Source organism: Paenibacillus agricola (assembly GCF_011440305.1).
Taxonomy (GTDB): Bacteria; Bacillota; Bacilli; order Paenibacillales; family NBRC-103111; genus Paenibacillus_S; species Paenibacillus_S agricola.
This window is the reverse complement of record NZ_JAAOIW010000026.1, coordinates 22,228-39,201: the sequence shown is the minus strand read 5'-3', so window position 1 is coordinate 39,201 and position 16,974 is coordinate 22,228. Positions and strand designations below refer to the sequence as shown.

Annotated in this window: 15 protein-coding genes and 1 tRNA gene; all 16 read left to right on the top strand. The window is 48.4% G+C overall.

The window, feature by feature from the left end; genetic code table 11:
- Positions 1 to 4 precede the first annotated feature (4 nt).
- Positions 5 to 649: a 50S ribosomal protein L25 gene (locus tag G9U52_RS35740; RefSeq protein WP_166157242.1), complete on the top strand. Its 645-nt coding sequence runs from the start codon at positions 5 to 7 to the stop codon at positions 647 to 649.
- Positions 650 to 850: 201 nt separating this feature from the next.
- Positions 851 to 1,411: an aminoacyl-tRNA hydrolase gene (pth, locus tag G9U52_RS35735; RefSeq protein ID WP_166157239.1), complete on the top strand. Its 561-nt coding sequence runs from the start codon at positions 851 to 853 to the stop codon at positions 1,409 to 1,411.
- Between the two features lie 58 nt (positions 1,412 to 1,469).
- Complete coding sequence (fin, locus tag G9U52_RS35730; protein WP_166157236.1) at positions 1,470 to 1,700, top strand: anti-sigma-F factor Fin; 231 nt, start codon at positions 1,470 to 1,472, stop codon at positions 1,698 to 1,700.
- A 241-nt stretch (positions 1,701 to 1,941) separates the two neighbouring features.
- On the top strand, positions 1,942 to 5,463 hold the full coding sequence (gene mfd / locus G9U52_RS35725; RefSeq protein ID WP_166157233.1) for a transcription-repair coupling factor: 3,522 nt from the start codon (positions 1,942 to 1,944) through the stop codon (positions 5,461 to 5,463).
- Positions 5,450 to 6,574: a peptidylprolyl isomerase gene (locus tag G9U52_RS35720; protein WP_166157230.1), complete on the top strand. Its 1,125-nt coding sequence runs from the start codon at positions 5,450 to 5,452 to the stop codon at positions 6,572 to 6,574. Before mfd ends, G9U52_RS35720 begins: the two co-directional genes overlap by 14 nt.
- Positions 6,575 to 6,826: 252 nt before the next feature.
- Positions 6,827 to 7,369: a stage V sporulation protein T gene (spoVT, locus tag G9U52_RS35715; RefSeq protein ID WP_166157227.1), complete on the top strand. Its 543-nt coding sequence runs from the start codon at positions 6,827 to 6,829 to the stop codon at positions 7,367 to 7,369.
- 182 nt (positions 7,370 to 7,551) lie between these two features.
- Complete coding sequence (locus G9U52_RS35710; protein ID WP_166157224.1) at positions 7,552 to 9,399, top strand: putative polysaccharide biosynthesis protein; 1,848 nt, start codon at positions 7,552 to 7,554, stop codon at positions 9,397 to 9,399.
- A 521-nt stretch (positions 9,400 to 9,920) separates the two neighbouring features.
- The gene (gene yabN, locus G9U52_RS35705) at positions 9,921 to 11,414 is read left to right on the top strand and encodes a bifunctional methyltransferase/pyrophosphohydrolase YabN (RefSeq protein ID WP_166157221.1); all 1,494 of its coding nucleotides are present in this window, start codon (positions 9,921 to 9,923) and stop codon (positions 11,412 to 11,414) included.
- A gap of 83 nt (positions 11,415 to 11,497) precedes the next feature.
- Positions 11,498 to 11,770 carry an HU family DNA-binding protein gene (locus tag G9U52_RS35700; RefSeq protein ID WP_166157218.1) on the top strand — a complete coding sequence of 91 codons (273 nt, stop codon included), beginning with the start codon at positions 11,498 to 11,500 and terminating at the stop codon, positions 11,768 to 11,770.
- On the top strand, positions 11,770 to 12,054 hold the full coding sequence (locus G9U52_RS35695; protein WP_166157215.1) for an RNA-binding S4 domain-containing protein: 285 nt from the start codon (positions 11,770 to 11,772) through the stop codon (positions 12,052 to 12,054). Before G9U52_RS35700 ends, G9U52_RS35695 begins: the two co-directional genes overlap by 1 nt.
- Before the next feature lie 116 nt (positions 12,055 to 12,170).
- Positions 12,171 to 12,455, top strand: coding sequence for a sporulation protein YabP (gene yabP, locus G9U52_RS35690; protein ID WP_166157212.1), 285 nt, complete (start codon positions 12,171 to 12,173; stop codon positions 12,453 to 12,455).
- Positions 12,434 to 13,030, top strand: a complete 597-nt coding sequence (gene yabQ / locus G9U52_RS35685) for a spore cortex biosynthesis protein YabQ (protein WP_207953415.1) — start codon at positions 12,434 to 12,436, stop codon at positions 13,028 to 13,030. Before yabP ends, yabQ begins: the two co-directional genes overlap by 22 nt.
- A gap of 15 nt (positions 13,031 to 13,045) precedes the next feature.
- Positions 13,046 to 13,378, top strand: coding sequence for an FtsB family cell division protein (locus G9U52_RS35680; RefSeq protein ID WP_166157207.1), 333 nt, complete (start codon positions 13,046 to 13,048; stop codon positions 13,376 to 13,378).
- A gap of 102 nt (positions 13,379 to 13,480) precedes the next feature.
- Positions 13,481 to 14,026, top strand: coding sequence for a S1 domain-containing RNA-binding protein (locus G9U52_RS35675; protein ID WP_166157204.1), 546 nt, complete (start codon positions 13,481 to 13,483; stop codon positions 14,024 to 14,026).
- A 142-nt stretch (positions 14,027 to 14,168) separates the two neighbouring features.
- A tRNA-Met gene (locus G9U52_RS35670) sits at positions 14,169 to 14,242 on the top strand.
- 199 nt (positions 14,243 to 14,441) lie between these two features.
- Entirely contained in the window at positions 14,442 to 16,937 is a 2,496-nt protein-coding gene (gene spoIIE / locus G9U52_RS35665) for a stage II sporulation protein E (protein WP_166157201.1), read from the top strand.
- Positions 16,938 to 16,974: the final 37 nt, after the last annotated feature.

The window sequence follows — 16,974 nt, the reverse complement described above, 5'->3', positions numbered from 1 at the left end:
CCCAATGGTACTAGCATTGAAAGCTGAGGCACGTAAAGGTGCTACAAAGTCTGAACGCAAAGGGCTCCGCTCGAATGGTAAAATTCCAGGTGTCATCTATGGATCGAAAATGAGCAGCAAACCAATAGCAGTAGACGAAAAAGAATTGTTAAACTTGCTTCGCAAAAGTCCAAATGCCATTATCCAGTTGGAAGTACCGGATTTTGGCAAGCAACCGGTTATGATCAATGAGGTTCAACGGCATGCGATTTCCAGAAGTGTGTTGCACGTGGATTTCCACCAAATTAATATGAATGAGCCGGTTACAGCAATGGTTCGCTTGGACTTCCTGGGCGAGGCAGCTGGCGTACAAGCAGGGGGCATCCTGCAGGTGCAGCTGCACGAAATTTCCGTGCGTTGCTTGCCCGATGACTTACCGAGTTCGATAGAAGTTGATGTTAGCGAACTGGAAGTGGGCAGCAATATGCTTGTTTCTGAGCTAAAGGTTTCTAGCAAGATAGAAATTAAAACGGACGAAAATGATGTTTTGGTTACCATTCTTGCACCGCAGAAGGACGAGGTGGATGCAGATGCTGTGGCTGATTCCGATGCTGTGGCAGAGGTTGGCACTAAAAATGATGAAGACGCAGGGACGGCTAGCAAGTCTTAAGACTGATCCTGCTGGTTCATTATCAGCAAGTGGAATGGTTATCCAAAGGAGCGTGTCGAATACATATTCGATACGCTTTTTTGTGTATGCAGTCAGATTGCGCCGAAATGTTATCAGGCTGCACGGTTTATCATGGGTTATGGTATGATATAGAGATCAATATATAGACAGCTCTAATGGGTGGAAGGAGAGTTTGGTAGCGTGAAATGGTTTGTGGGATTAGGCAATCCGGGCCCTGCGTATCAATCGACCCGCCATAATGTTGGCTTCATGGCGATCGACCGGTTTGCGGAAAAGCATGGAATCAGAGTATCACAAAGTAAATGTAAAGCTCTGGTGGGGGAAGGTAATTTCAACGGTACGAAGGTATATTTGATCAAACCCATGACCTATATGAATTTATCAGGGGAATCGATACGGGCGTTTATGGATTTTTTCAAAGCACCCCTCCATGACCTAGTTATCGTTTATGATGATTTGGATACGCCGTTTGGGCAAATCCGGCTTCGCTATCAAGGTAGTGCAGGCGGACACAATGGGATCAAGTCGACTATTCAACATGTGGGAACCCAATCGTTTAACCGCATTCGGATAGGCGTCAACCGGCCTGAACCTGGCTACAATATTGCCGATTATGTACTTTCTTCCTTTTCCAAGGACGAAATGAAAGGGATGCCGCGGCTTTTGGATACAACCTGTGAGGCGATGGAGTATTCCTTGACTAGTGCTTTTGAAAAAACGATGGCGAAGTTTAACGTGTAAAGGTAAAGGCTAACATTCTCCTTTTTGGGTCATAATGATTAAAAAGGAGGTGTGCGCTTTGACTGTTACTTATATTTGCCGCCATTGCCAGACATTGATTGGGCAGCTGCCCCAGGAGCATTTGAATGAGCAGCTACTAGGCTTCCATTTCTTGACCCCCGAGGAGCGTCAGAGTATAATATCGTATAACCCAAATGGCGATGTCACTGTAAAAGTGATTTGCGATTATTGTAAAGAAGCGCTAGACAGCAACCCCGAGCTATCATTGATAGTGAGTCCACTGCAATAGCTGGTAAGGGAAATGGAGGCTGTACGGATCTCCAAGTATGACGGCAAGAGCCTGGGCTAGAAAGTCTGGGTTTTTTCTGGGATATCAGCTCTGAAAAGATTGTTTTCTAGAGTATAGTAGGTACAACCATGAAGGCTCATCAAGGGGCATCACCCATAAGCGGTGAAGCTCCTTATCCCCGTTGGCGGGGGTTGGTTGCAGGAAAGGGTATGGTTTTAATGGGTGAGAGGGGTGTACCGTTTTGCAGGCATTAATTCAAGCATTCTCCGCGGATCCTGATTTACAAAGTATTGTTTCGGGCGTTCGCTCGGGGATGAAGGAGCAACTGCTGTCTGGCTTATCTGGCTCTTCACGGCAGGTGATGCTGGCAGCCCTCTACGAGGAGCTCAAGCGTCCTTTGTTTATTGTGACGCACAACATGTTTTCTGCACAAAAAATATTCGACGACCTGATCGAATGCTTGCCTAACGACAAAGTACTCTTGTTTCCATCCCAGGAATTGCTGGCTGCTGAGACAGCCGTAGCCAGTCCGGAAATGCTGGCGCAAAGGATTGATGCCTTAACACGTCTGGCAGCAGACTTCCATGGTGTGGTTGTAGTGCCTTATGCAGGCATGCGGCGCGTGCTGCCTTATAGAGAAGAAATCGCAGCAGCGCGTATTGTCATCAAGGTTGGGCAGCAAATTCCGTTGGATGAGCTTATTGTGCGAATGGTAGGTCTTGGCTACGAGCGGGTAGAGCGGGTAGGAGCGAAGGGGGAAATGAGTGTCCGGGGCGGCATCATTGATTTCTTTCCATTATCTTCTCCTCAGCCTTACCGGATCGAGATGTTCGATATCGATGTCGATTCGATTCGCAGCTTTGATATTGCGGACCAACGTTCGATTGAGAAATTGAATGAATTGACGATTACGCCTTGTCGTGAGATTGTTGCCGATGGAAAACGGTTACAAGAAGCGGCGCAACATGCCTCCGAGCTTTTAAAGGCACAGCTGGAGAAAATGTCGGATCGGAATGCGAAGGATCGGCTTCTCGAAGGAATCGGGCATGAAATTGAAATGATGAGGGAAGGCAATTATTTCCCAGGCTTGTTTAAATATATTTCATTGATTTATCCAGAGCGGAGAACGTTGCTTGATTATATGCCTGATGATTCGGTTCTGCTTATTGATGAGCCAGCCCGCTTGCTGGAAACAGCCAAGCAGTTGGAGCGGGATGAAGCGGATTGGATGACCATGTCACTACAGGATGGCAAAAGCATACCGTCCTTAATCATTTCCAAGCCTTATGACACGCTGCTGCAGCGCAAGCCTTACCCGACCTTATATATGTCATTATTTTTGCGGCAGGTGCCGCAAACCCAACCGCAAAATATCGTCAACTTCATGTGTCGGGTGATGCAAAATTTTCATGGTCAAATGAATTTGTTGAAGACCGAGATGGACCGTTGGAAAAAAGCGAATGCCAAGGTGCTCATTCTCGCTAATGGCGAGGAGCGCGCTGGGCGGGTGCGCCGTGTGCTGGAAGACTACAATATTGACGAGCCGACGATTATTGACGGCAACCTGCAAGCGGGCTTCGAGCTGCCTAATATCCATCTGGTCGTAATAACTGAAGGTGAGATGTTCACCCAAAAGCAGCGCAAAGTGCGCAAGGTAGATAAAAAAATAGAAAATGCCGAGCGGATCAAAAGCTACCAGGAGCTTAAGGTTGGCGATTATGTCGTGCATGTGAATCATGGAATCGGCAAATTTGTCGGTATCGGTACCTTGGAAGTAGGCGGGATCCATAAGGATTATTTGCATATTTTGTATGCAGGTGGGGATAAGCTGTCGGTGCCGATTGACCAGATCGACTTAATCCAGAAATATGTTGGCTCTGAAGAGAAGGAGCCAAAGGTATATAAGCTAGGCGGAGCCGATTGGAACCGTGTTAAAAGCAAGGCTCGTTCCTCTGTTGAGGACATCGCTGATGATTTGATCAAGCTGTATGCGGAGCGCCAAGCGACAGTAGGGTACGGCTTTAACCCTGATAGTGTCTACCAGCAGGAGTTTGAAGGCATGTTTCCTTACGAGGAAACAGTCGACCAGTTGCGGGCTATTGGCGAAATCAAGGAAGATATGGAGAAGCCGCGCCCGATGGACCGGCTGCTTTGCGGCGATGTAGGCTACGGCAAGACCGAAGTGGCGATACGTGCTGCGTTCAAATCAGCTATCGATGGTAAGCAGGTAGCGGTATTGGTGCCGACAACGATTCTGGCACAGCAGCATTACGAGACGTTCCGCGAACGGTTCTCGGGGTATCCCTTTAACATCCAGGTGCTGAGCCGGTTCCGCTCCAAGAAAGACCAAGCGGAGACGATGAAGGGCATCAAGGCTGGAACGGTTGATATCGTAATCGGTACGCACCGTTTGCTTTCCGCCGATGTGAAGTTTAAAGACCTGGGGCTGCTGGTCGTAGATGAAGAGCAGCGGTTTGGTGTATCCCACAAAGAGAAGCTGAAGCGGCTGAAGACCAATGTGGATGTGCTCACATTAACGGCTACGCCGATTCCGCGTACCTTGCATATGTCGATGCTGGGTGTCCGTGATCTTTCGGTTATTGAAACACCGCCTGAGAACCGTTTTCCCGTGCAAACCTATGTGGTAGAGCATAGCAATGCTTTAGTGCGGGAAGCGATAGAGCGGGAGCTTGCCCGTGAAGGGCAGGTTTACTATTTGTTTAACCGGGTGCAAGGGATCAACCAGATGGCCGAGCAAATTTCGATGCTGGTTCCCGATGCGCGGGTTACAGTGGCCCATGGCCAAATGTCGGAGCATGAGCTGGAAAAGACCATTCTCGACTTTCTTGACGGTGAATTCGATGTGTTGGTTTCTACCAGCATTATTGAGACCGGGGTTGATATCCCGAATGTCAATACGTTGATTGTCCATGATTCTGACCGAATGGGGTTGTCCCAGCTTTACCAGCTGCGAGGCAGGGTAGGGCGCTCAAATCGAATTGCCTATGCTTACTTTACTTACCAACGAGATAAAGTGCTCACAGAAATCGCGGAAAAACGGCTTCAGGCTATAAAAGAGTTTACAGAACTGGGATCAGGGTTTAAAATTGCGATGAGGGATTTGTCCATACGTGGCGCAGGCAATTTGCTGGGCTCCGAGCAGCATGGCTTTATCGCTTCGGTTGGGTTTGACCTATACTCGCAAATGCTCGCCGAGGAAATCGCCAAGCGCAAGCATGAGATCACCGGGGAAGAGCCAGTGGACCAAAAACCTTGGTCAACCGTATTAGATATACAGCTGGATGCTTATATTCCGGGTGAATATATTTATGACAGCGTGCAAAAGATTGAAATATATAAAAAGGTTTCCGTGCTCAAAACGTTGGACGAGGTTGCCGAACTGCATGACGAGCTGGTTGACCGTTTTGGGGATTTGCCTGAAGCTGTCCATCATTTATTGGCTGTAGCCAGGTTGAAAGTATATGGTGCCATGTACGCTATCGAAACCATTTCACAAAAAGGTGCCGATTATGAGATCAAGATCCATCCGGATCAAACGGCTTTATTGGACCAATTGGCATTGACGGTCTTAGCCGGAGAGTTTGAAAACCGTTTTAGATTGATACCAGGTCCAGCTATCCATCTCCAACTAAAGGGCAAAGATTTACAGCCGGAAGAGTCCATCGAATTGCTCGAAAAGTTTCTGGTACAATTCAAACGTGCGTTGAAATCGAAGGGAGAATTACAGAATGTTATCAACTAAATGGAAAAAAGCTAAAAAAGGGCTAACCGCCCTTGCTGCAGTTATTACGATCACTGCCGTAGTTGCAGGCTGTACAGATAAGACGGATACAACGGCTACACCAGCTACACCAGCGCCAACTACGACTACAGTCAAGGGTGATGCAAACGAGGTAGTAGTCACCTATAAAGATGGGGGCAAAATTACCCGCGGCGAGTTCGATACTTTTTTGAATGTAAATACACTTTTTAACCAGGAATTTGCCCAGTATAAGGATGACCCAGCGTTTCACCAGCATTTGGTACAGCAGTTGGTAATCCTCAAGGTATTATCAGGTCGTGCCGATGATAAAGTGAAGGCCGAAGCGGATGTGAAAACCAAAGCCGAGGTTGAGCAGCTGAATTCTTATCTAGCTATGCAAGAAGGTGGAGCGGACAAGCAACTGAAGGACGCTAACCTGACTGCTCAGGATCTGGAGCAATTCATCGGACGAAGTACGTTGGCAATGAGTGCCTTAGAAGCTAAGGTTACAGACCAAGAGATGAAAGACGCGTATGACAAACATTTGGCTGATAACAAAAATGCCTACGATATCGCTACAGTCTCCCATATCCTTGTAGGTACGAAGGATCCGGCAACAGGTGCAGATTCCCGTACTAAGGAAGAAGCGCTGGCTCGCGCCAAGGAAGTTCAAGAAAAGCTGAAAAATGGTGGCGATTTTGCCGCATTAGCCGTAGAGTATTCCGATGATCCAGGATCTAAGGATAAGGCTGGAAAATATGAAGATGTAGAAATCGCACAATGGGTACCTGAATTTGGGAAAGCTGCTGCGGAATTGCCGATTAACCAAATCAGTGATCCAGTAGAAACAACTTATGGCTACCATGTCATGAAAGTGGAATCCCGTAAAACTAAAACCTACGACGAGCTAAAAGGAGCTTTGCGCTCCGAAGTAGCGGAAGCACAAGGACAATTATTTGTAGAGAAGGAATTGCCAACTCTGATTGAAACCAATACCTTGCCTAAGCCTGCTCCTACACCAGCACCAACAGCGCCGGCTCCTGCAACACCAGCGCCAGCCACACCAGAAGCTGTAACACCGGCACCAGCACCAGCAACACCAGCTAAGTAAACTATTACCAGGGTACCCCAAAGGGTACCCTGTTTTTATTTCACAAATATGGACATAATGTAAGCAACAGCGCCTGAGCCCTAACAAGTGAAGCAACAGACGGACGCTTTAATATACAACCACAGATGTATAAACTGCTGGAAATAAACAATACTATAGTTACTTAGTCGAATCCCCTCCGCCTGTATGAATATACACCTGGATCGATCCAGTAGAATCTAATTCCTCAGAGAAAGCGAGGCAACCAGAAACATGAAAGCAACTGGAATTGTTCGTCGTATTGACGATTTAGGGAGAGTAGTGATCCCGAAGGAAATTCGCCGCACTTTACGCATTAGAGAAGGGGATCCTTTGGAAATCTTTGTTGACCGTGATGGCGAGGTTATTTTGAAAAAATATTCGCCGATTGGTGAGCTGGGAGATTTCGCCAAAGAATACGCAGAATCCTTGTATGAAAGCACGAATCATATCACCATGATTACGGACCGGGACAATATTATAGCGGTTTCTGGTGGTTCCAAAAAAGATTATTTAGAAAAGCAGGTTGGTGCTCTGGTAGAAGCGTGTATGGAGAATCGCAAAACGACTTTGGAAGGTACCCAAGGCGAATATGAGCTTATCAAGGATCTGAACGAAGCTTACTCCTCCTTTGTAGTTGCGCCGATTATATCAAGTGGGGATCCGATCGGTTCTGTGATTTTGTTGAATAAAGACGAGAATGTGAAAATGGGACAAATGGAGACAAAAATGGCGGAAACAGCAGCGGGTTTTTTGGCTAAGCAAATGGAACAGTAGCTTGAGGTACGAGATGCAATAAAAAGCTTCCTGACAACGTATCCCCATGGATATGAAGGTTGGGGGGCTATTTTTTTGGGAATATGGGGAGGTTGGCTCTTATGTTATAATGAGGGAGCATGTTCAAAAGTCGCTTTTGAACAACTTTAAGGGCACTGGCAAGGTAAAGGGGAAGCGGAAGAATGGGGAAGCCTCCGATTCAAGGGAGCGCCAAGCAAGCTGGCTCTGTACTTTTAAAAGGTGCGGCTGTGTTAGGACTTGCTGCGGTTGTATCCAAGCTGATTGGAACGATGCAAAAAATACCGCTGCAAAACATGGCAGGCGATACGGTTTTTGGTATTTATAATGCGGTATATCCGCTGTATATTTTAATTTTGTTTTTGGCGACAGCGGGTTTCCCGCTGGTAGTGTCCAAGTTCGTGTCTGAGCAGGTCGCATTGGGGCGGCATACCGAGGCGCAGCGCGTGTTGAAGGTGTCCACATCTATTTTGGCAATTACCGGGCTTGTATGCTTCCTGCTACTATATTTCGGAGCCGATGTGCTGGCGGAGCTAATGGGAACCCCAGCTACAGGCTTGGCGATCCGTAGTGTATCGTTTGCGTTACTTGTAGTTCCCCTAATGTCTGCACTGCGTGGTTATTACCAAGGCTACCAAAATATGATTCCGACAGCCGTATCGCAGGTCATTGAGCAGGCGATCCGGGTGGCGACGATGTTTGGTTTGCTGCTCCTGTTTATGCAGTGGGGCTATGGACCGGATTGGATTGCAGCGGGGGCTACCTTTGGATCCGTGACCGGTGCAGCTGCTGGACTTATTGTGATGCTGGTTTACCACCGGAAGCAGCAAGCGGCACTGGGGTTATCGAGAAGGGATCAGCCAGTAGTGGAAAAAGTGTTAACCGTCAGGACGGTAGCGCTGGACAAGATGCGGGTGGATGTGGGTAACCCAATCATCGACAACATGACGATTGGCAGCAATCCACAGACTCCTAATGGCAATATAAAGCTTGCAGAGGCATCTGTGTGTCAAGAAGACCAAGCAATAGCGGGTGGGTGGGCAACTGGAGCGGATGGGCAGGCGGATGCAAGCAACTGGGGCTTAGCGCGGCGGATGCTGCTTTATGCCTTGCCTATATGCTTAGGCACGATTTCGCTGCCTATTCTTACATTGGTTGATTCATTCACGTTGCCTCGATTATTAAAGCTGCATGGCTGGGATGAAATCGGGGCGCTTTACCAGTTTGGATTATATAACCATGGGTTGCCGATTGTGCAATTAGTGGCGATGATTGCTTCCTCCATGTCGGCGGCGTTGGTTCCGGCGATAGCGGAAGCGAAGCTGAACCGTAATCCGGCTATGTTAAGAAGACGTGTTGTGATGTCGTTGCGGCTGGCTTGGCTTATTGGTTTGGCTGCGTCGGTAGGCATGGCGGTATTGGCTGAGCCGATGAATGTGATGTTTTATGCAAGCTCTGCGGGGTCACTGGCTATGAGCCTGCTTGCTTATACGGCGTTGTTCAGCACGCTGAACATTATTGCGGGCAGCGTGCTCCAGGGCTTCGGCGCGATTGTCGCTCCAGCGCTGTACCTGCTCGCGGCCGCAGCGGCTAAGATCGCGGCGAACGTCGCCCTCGTGCCCCACTGGGGCATCGACGGCGCCGCGCTCGCGGCTGTGTGCGCCTACGCGTTCGCGGGCTTGCTCGCAGTCGCGCATGCGCTGCGCGCGACCGGCGTCGCGCCGGCGTTTGGCCGCGCCGCCATCAAGCCGCTGCTGTGCATCGGCTTGATGGCGGCAGGCCTGCTCGCCGTGACGCACGGCGTACCCGCGCTGCTGGGCGCGCTCCATGTGGCCCTGCCCCCAAGGGGCTTGGCCACAGTGGTCTCGCTCGCAGGCGTAGCCGTCGGCGCGCTGGTGTACGCGCTCGCGCTAGTGCGCCTCGGCGTCATTAGCGCCGCCGAGCTAGAGCAAGTGCCGCAGCTGCGGGGCAAACCGCTCGCGCTGCTTCGCAAGACCAGGCTGCTACGCTAAGCCGTTGCACTAAGTCGTTGCACTAAGTCGTTGCACTAAGTCGTTGCACTAAGTCGTTGCACTAAGTCGTTGCACTAAGCCGTTGCACTAAGTCGTTGCACTAAGCCGTTGCACTAAGCCGTTGCACTAAGTCGTTGCACTAAGCCGTTGCACTAAGTCGTTGCACTAGGTCGTTGCACTAAGCCGTTGCGCTAAGCCGTTGCACTAAGTCGTTGCACTAAGTCGTTGCCCTAGGTCGTTGCACTAAGCCTAGCCGCCCCTCCCGCAGTAAGCGTTTCCCAAGGGGACAGGAGCGATGGCCTTCCACATCAGTCTGCACCCGAACCGGAGCACCAATAGTAAAGCGTGTCCCAACGGGACGAAAGCGATTATACCCACATAACTAACTAAGCAACTCCAAAGCAAGAATACTCCTCGGATTTTGGGGGAGTCCAGAGGGCACAGCTCTTTGGAGCCCTCCCTATAGGGAGGGTTTGGGAGGGTGAAAAGCGAGGGTAAGAAAACAACAGGAGGATTCAATCATGCAACCACACATAATTGTCGTTGGCTTAGGCTCGGGGGATGAAAATCAACTAACGCTTGGTATTTGGAAAAAATTACAAAAAGTAAAACAGCTATATTTACGAACCGATCAACATCCAATGGTCCAGATGCTAACCCGTAATGGCATTGCCTACCAGTCGTTTGATTCACTATATGAGAGCAACGACCAATTTGAACAGGTATACGAGGCCATTGCCACCCAACTGTTGGCCAAAGCCAAAGCTAGTATCCATGATGATGCAGAGAGCGAAATTGTATACGCCGTCCCCGGGCATCCGATGGTTGCTGAAATGACCGTGCAGCTACTTAAGGTGCGTTGCCCGGAAGAAGGCATACAGCTAACGGTGCTAGGAGGGGAGAGCTTCCTTGACCAAGCCTTCACGCGTCTCGGCTTTGACCCGATAGAAGGCTTTCAACTGCTGAACGGATCGGATTTGTCGATCTACAGCTTGAACCCGCAGCTGCATACGGTGATTGCCCAGGTTTACGATACTTATACCGCTTCAGACGTCAAGCTGACCCTTATGGAGCTATACCCGGACGAGCATGAGATTGTGGTAGGCCACTCCCTGGGCGTTGAAGGTGAAGAGAAAATTCACCGTGTTCCGCTTTATGAGCTGGACCATCTGCAGGACTTCGGCAACTTGTCTTTAGTTTGGATACCGCGGTCTGACGAGGATCGTTTGCGCAATCGAACTTTTGCACGTCTTCACGAAATTGTTGATATTTTGCGTAGTCCAGAAGGTTGTCCGTGGGATCGTGAACAGACGCATCAATCCTTGCGTAAAAACTTAATCGAAGAAGCGTATGAAGTGTTGGAAACCTTTGATGAGGAAGATCCGGACCATATGGCTGAGGAGCTTGGAGACTTGCTGCTGCAGGTCATGCTGCATGCGCAGATTGAAGCTGATGAGGATAGCTTTAATGTGTGGGATGTCATTGCCACGCTTAACGAAAAGCTGCTTCGCCGCCATCCACATGTTTTCGGTGAGGCAGTTGCTGGGGACTCGGCGGAGGCGCTTGTGAATTGGAACCAGATCAAGCAGGAGGAAAAGCGCAAGAAAGGCATCGACGTGGAGCAGCTTCCCTTATTATCTGGCGTACCACGTGAGTTGCCAGGTCTTATGAAGGCTTATAAGCTACAGAAAAAAGCCTCCACTGTAGGCTTTGACTGGAACCGCTTAGAGGAAGTTGTCGAGGTCGTCGAATCCGAATGGCTTGAATTGAAGGAGGCGATCATTTCCTTGTCCAAAGCCGAGCAGCAAGAGGAGCTGGGAGACCTGCTATTCTCTGTTGTCAATCTAGCACGGTTTTTGCGCATAGAGCCGGAGGAAGCGATGGCAGAGGCAAACCGTAAATTTTTTAAAAGATTTGGTTATATTGAACAGCAATTGCGTTTAAAGGGCAAAAATTTAGCCGAAGCTAATGTACAAGAGATGGAAGCCTTATGGCAGGAAGCAAAAAAATGTTAAGATCGCCTATCCATTTAGCAGGATTTTCCTGAGGTATAAAGAATACATACCAATATGCTTATTTTGAGGAGGAAATGTCAACGATGAATAAAACGGATTTGATCAGCAATATTGCCGAGAAAAGCGGCCTTAACAAAAAAGATGTAGAAACGGTTCTAAACAATTTTCTGGGTGAAGTTACAGATGCATTGTCCACAGGCGATAAAGTCCAATTGATCGGCTTTGGTACCTTCGAAACCCGCAAGCGCTCCGGTCGTACAGGCCGCAATCCGCAAACGGGCAAAGAAATCTCCATCCCTGAGTCCACTGTTCCTGCTTTTAAAGCAGGAAATAAGCTTAAAGAAGCGGTAAAATAATGCGTCTTGATAAATTTCTGAAGTTGTCGCGTCTGATCAAACGGCGTACTGTCGCTAAGGATGTATCCGATCAGGGGCGTATTTGGATCAACGGAAGAGATGCTAAGCCGAGCAGTGCGGTTAAGGTCGGAGATGAGCTTAAGATCCAATTCGGGCAAAAGGATGTTACGGTTCGTGTTGAACTGCTTACGGAATCAACCCGCAAGGATGATGCAGCCCATATGTACACGCTGCTCAAGGAAGAAATGCACAAAAACGAGCTATGGCAAGGCCAGAGAGACTGAAGTTTCAGTCTCTTTTTGTGTTCTAATCTTAGGTCTCCCCCCATATTTGTATAGTATACAAGCTTTAGGAGCTTAAGCTATATTTCGATATTCCGAAATGGGGGAGGAACCAGATAATGGCCATCGAGCAGGGGAAAGTGAAAAGGCAGGAAATCAAAATGCTCAACCGCAAGCTGCTTGAGGTAACGGGTGTGATGAATGTGGAAAGCTTCGACAGTGAAGAGTTTTCGCTGGAAACGGAGAATGGCTTTCTCATGATCAAAGGACAAAATCTGCATATCAAAAACCTGAGTCTTGAGCAAGGGTTGGTCGTCATCGAAGGTCTGGTGAATGCTCTAATATATGTGGATGCTAATTCACAAGGCAAGTCCAAGGGCATATGGGGCAAGCTGTTCAAATGACCCTGCATATCCAATTTGCTACGATGGGCATGATGATGCTGGGAGGCCTATCTTTAGGCGGGCTGTTTGATTTATACCGAGTGCTTGCTAATTACTTTCGAATGCCGCGGTATGCCTATTATTTTTGGGATGTGGTATTTTGGATCCTGGGCACGTTACTTATTTTTAAGCTATTGTATGACATTAACTGGGGCCAGGTAAGGCTATTTATATTCATCGGACTGCTGGTAGGGATGGTTGTCTACTTTTGGTTATTCAGTGGGCTTGTGGTAAAGCTAGTCTTAAAGCTCATACAATTTTTGAAATTTGTGATTCAGATAGGCGTGCGTGCGTTTAAAATATTGATTATAGTGCCAATTTCATTGCTTTATAGGGCTTGCGCCATATTTTTTGGATTTTTATTCGCAATAGCTATTTTCCTGTATCAAGTTATGTTACAATTACTTTATACTGTGTGGAAACTGCTTTTGTGGTTAATATCTCCAATGGCTAGGCGTGTTCGCATGATGGCAAAGAATAACAAAACCGTTCAAGTGATTGCGCGGTTCATTCACCGGCTGTTTGATCGGACGTAGGGGGATTTTACTAATATGCGAGCTGTCTCACAAACAGGCAACAACACGAAACCAAATAATAAAGGCTCTTATCGCAGACGCCGCTTGGTCATGATTGTTCTTGCTTGCTTTATGAGCTGGGCTGGCGTTACTTTGTGGAATCAAATCGGCAAATTGACCGAGAAGGGTGATAAGATGAGTTTTCTTCAGCAGTTAAGGGAAGAAACTCAACAAGTGAATGAAGTCACCAAACGCGAAGTTGTCCGATTGAATGACCCGGAATACGTGGAACAAAAAATTCGCAAAGAGCTGCATTATGTGAAACAAGGTGAAACGTTGTTTTATGTACCTAAGGAACCTAAAAAATAGGTATAAGTACTCAAGGTTATGTTGACCGTATTGCAGCGTGTACGTTATAATCTCCATTGTTAAGGTCTTTGTTAATTATTTAAGGGAGGAACATTTTACTTTATGGCAATTGAAGTAGGCAGCAAGCTGGAAGGCAAAGTAACAGGCATTACTCACTTTGGGGCGTTTGTGGAATTACCTGAGGGCGGTACGGGCCTAGTTCACATCTCGGAGATTGCGGACAATTACGTTAAAGACGTCAACGATCACTTGAAGTTGAGCGACATGGTCACCGTAAAAGTAATTAACGTGGATAAAGACGGCAAAATCGGGTTATCTATCAAGCAAGCCGTAGATAAACCTCCAGAAGCAGCTAGGCCTCAGCGCTATGAAAGACCAGCGGGCAGTTCCGGTGGCGGCGGTATGGGCGGTAGTGGTGGAAGCAGTGGCGGAGGCGATCGTGGAGGACGCGGTGGCGGAGGCGGCGGTGGTTTTGGCGGCGGTGGACGCGGTGGTGACCGCGGCAATCGAGGAGGCAAAGCTCCAGTAGGCAAGTTAACGTTTGAAGATAAAGTTTCGCGTTTTTTGAAAGACAGCGAGGAACGCATCTCTTCCCTGAAGAAGAACACGGAAGGGAAACGTGGAGGTCGCGGCGCTCGACGCGATTAATTATAGTATGCTTAAATAGGCTGTATAAGCAAACTGCTTATGCGGTCTTTTTGTTGCTTGTCGGCTGCTATACCCCGCAGGATCGCCCAAGCTCAAATGCTTGACAAAGAAGGCAAGCCTATTATATACTCATGCTTATTGTGGCGGTGTAGCTCAGCTGGCTAGAGCGTACGGTTCATACCCGTGAGGTCGGGGGTTCGATTCCCTTCGCCGCTATTGTACGAAAGTAAAGGCACTTTGCCGTGACATTCTGTCCGGTGGGGTGTTTTTTTGTTGCTTAATCTTTGATTGATCTTTAAGGCCTCCTATCTTGTCGGAAAAAACTTTGAATCTACCAACTCATTATGACAAACTTTACAGTAGACTCTCGATATACTAGAAACCACAAATCAATTATAGGTGGTGTTGGGAGAATATGTTAAAGTTACTAAGCTTTCGCCAAATAGGTCTTAACCAAAGCCGTTGGTTGCACCAGGCCAAACGCAACACGGCAAGCAAATTAATGGGGAATCGTTGGATGCAATCGCTGGCTATCCATAAATGGTCGATCCTCTTATTAGCGATGGCATTTTTATTGGGCAGAGCGATGATCCTGGACCAGCTGGCGCCTTTTGCTGTGGCGTTCTTCGCCGTAATTTATTTCCTTCGCAAAGATTTATTAGTGGGGACGGGCTTGTTTTTAATCGGTGGCAGTTTATTTTCCGCAGCACCTGCGCATACCGGCTATATGGCTGTGGCGATGCTCGTCTTTTTTCTTATCCAAAAAGGGATAGAACGGTTCCAACGCTCGGATATATCCTTTGCTCCCCTAATTGTGTTCATCGCAGTATTCTTCGTCCAGCTTTTCTCCGTTCTAGTTGCTACTAAGCTTTCTTGGTATACGTTCACGATGACTGCTGTCGAATCAGGGCTTAGCCTGATATTGACTCTTATTTTTTTGCAGGCAGTGCCTGTGTTTACGCTAACACGTAAAAATTACAGCCTGAGACATGAGGAAATCATTTGCCTTATTATTTTACTCGCCTCCGTTATGACGGGCACCGTAGGCTGGTTGATAGGGCCCGTCACGTTGGAGCATGTGTTATCCCGCTACTTGATCCTGTTGTTTGCCTTGGTGGGAGGGGCGCCGCTTGGGGCTTCCGTAGGGGTCATTACCGGCTTAATCTTAAGTCTGGCTAATGCTACGGCGATCTACCAGATGAGCTTACTTGCCTTTGCGGGCATGCTGGCCGGGCTCTTGAAGGAGGGGCGCAAGTTCGCGGTATCGCTCGGGATGCTGCTCGGCTCCTCGATTCTTTCTATCTACATTGGCAACCAGTCGGAGATTATGAACTCTACTTGGGAGTCACTAGCTGCTGTGCTGCTGTTTACGTTGACACCCCGTGGGGTTATCCAAATGTTAGCCAAATATGTGCCCGGCACCCAAGAGAATTTGAAGTCGCAGCATGATTATGCCAAAAGAGTGCGGGATATTACCGCGGATCGAGTTGAGAAGTTTTCAGAGGTGTTCCGCCAATTATCGCGTAGCTTCAAGCAAGTGACCGCTGATGTGGAGCCTCTGAAGCAAGAGGAGGAGGTCAGCCAATTTATGAATGCGGTGGCTAACCGAGCCTGCTCCTCCTGTTGGAAGAAGGAGCAATGCTGGGATGAAAAGTTTTACCAGACGTATAAATTTATGTCCGATATGATGGCCGAGGTGGAGCAGGGCAACGAGCTCAAGCGAAAGGATATCCACCCACAGTGGAAAAAATGGTGCGTACAGCCCAACCATGTGCTAGAAGTGATGCAGCAGCAATACCGCTTGTACCAGAATGACCAGCATTGGAAAAAGCAAATAGTCGACAGCCGTCATCTGGTAGCGGAGCAGCTGTTCGGCGTGTCCCAGGTTATGGAGGATTTGGCGAATGAAATCAAGCGGGAAGGCCAGGAGCTGTTTTTGCAGGAGGAACAAATACGCAGCGCATTGGAAGAGCTGGGCCTATCGATCCATAGCATTGATATTATTAGCCTGGAGGAAGGCAATGTCGAGATTGAGATTATCCACCAGTATACAAAAGGCTTTGATGAATGCCGGAAAATTATCGGTCCCTTGCTTTCGCAAATTTTGGACGAGCATATTACTGTTAAAAACGAGCAAATGCTGGAGCGCAAGGAAGGGTACAGTACCGTTGTTTTCGGATCGGCAAAGGAATATGAGATTGAGACAGGGGTGGCTGCTGCAGCCAAAGGCGGCGATGTGATGTCTGGCGATAGCTTCAGTATGCTGGAGCTGGGCAATGGCAAGTTTGCGGTAGCTTTAAGCGACGGGATGGGCAACGGGGAGCGGGCACGAGTGGAAAGCAGCACCGCACTTTCGATCCTGCAGCAGCTGCTGCAGTCCGGCATGGAAGAGAAGCTGGCGATCAAGTCGGTCAATTCGGTGCTCATGCTGCGCTCCTCGGATGAGATCTATGCAACCGTGGATGTAGCCTTGATCGATCTGTACGATGCCCATACGACCTTTCTGAAGATTGGGTCGGTGCCAAGCTTCGTCAAACGCGGCAAGGAGGTGATCCCGATTACGGCCAATAATTTACCGGTCGGGATCATCCACGAGATCGATGTCGACTTGATTAGTTTGCCATTGCTGCCTGGCGACATCCTGGTCATGATGACCGACGGGATTTATGATGCGCCTGGGCATGCCGTTAACAAAGAATTGTGGATGAGGCGGGTACTCTCAGAAATTGAAACCGAGTCTCCCCAGGAGTTTGCTGATATTTTGCTGGAACGGATTGTGCGCTACCATTACGGGGAGATCCACGATGACATGACAGTGGTTGTAGCGAGGGTAGAAAGGTACAAGCCGGAATGGGCAACATTTAGCTGGCCGGGTTTGCAACGCATTGAGAGGCCTAAGGTTGTAAGCTAACATACTAACCTGAATAAAACCCCTTTTCTTACGTCTA

Excerpts from the sequence above, each read along its gene's own strand:
- G9U52_RS35740 (WP_166157242.1), top strand. The coding sequence starts at position 5 with ATGGTACTAGCATTGAAAGCTGAGGCACGTAAAGGTGCTACAAAGTCT.
- G9U52_RS35720 (WP_166157230.1), top strand. The coding sequence starts at position 5,450 with ATGTTATCAACTAAATGGAAAAAAGCTAAAAAAGGGCTAACCGCCCTT.
- spoVT (WP_166157227.1), top strand. The coding sequence starts at position 6,827 with ATGAAAGCAACTGGAATTGTTCGTCGTATTGACGATTTAGGGAGAGTA.
- G9U52_RS35710 (WP_166157224.1), top strand. The coding sequence starts at position 7,552 with ATGGGGAAGCCTCCGATTCAAGGGAGCGCCAAGCAAGCTGGCTCTGTA.
- yabN (WP_166157221.1), top strand. The coding sequence starts at position 9,921 with ATGCAACCACACATAATTGTCGTTGGCTTAGGCTCGGGGGATGAAAAT.
- G9U52_RS35700 (WP_166157218.1), top strand. The coding sequence starts at position 11,498 with ATGAATAAAACGGATTTGATCAGCAATATTGCCGAGAAAAGCGGCCTT.
- G9U52_RS35695 (WP_166157215.1), top strand. The coding sequence starts at position 11,770 with ATGCGTCTTGATAAATTTCTGAAGTTGTCGCGTCTGATCAAACGGCGT.
- yabP (WP_166157212.1), top strand. The coding sequence starts at position 12,171 with ATGGCCATCGAGCAGGGGAAAGTGAAAAGGCAGGAAATCAAAATGCTC.
- yabQ (WP_207953415.1), top strand. The coding sequence starts at position 12,434 with ATGGGGCAAGCTGTTCAAATGACCCTGCATATCCAATTTGCTACGATG.
- G9U52_RS35680 (WP_166157207.1), top strand. The coding sequence starts at position 13,046 with ATGCGAGCTGTCTCACAAACAGGCAACAACACGAAACCAAATAATAAA.
- G9U52_RS35675 (WP_166157204.1), top strand. The coding sequence starts at position 13,481 with ATGGCAATTGAAGTAGGCAGCAAGCTGGAAGGCAAAGTAACAGGCATT.
- spoIIE (WP_166157201.1), top strand. The coding sequence starts at position 14,442 with ATGTTAAAGTTACTAAGCTTTCGCCAAATAGGTCTTAACCAAAGCCGT.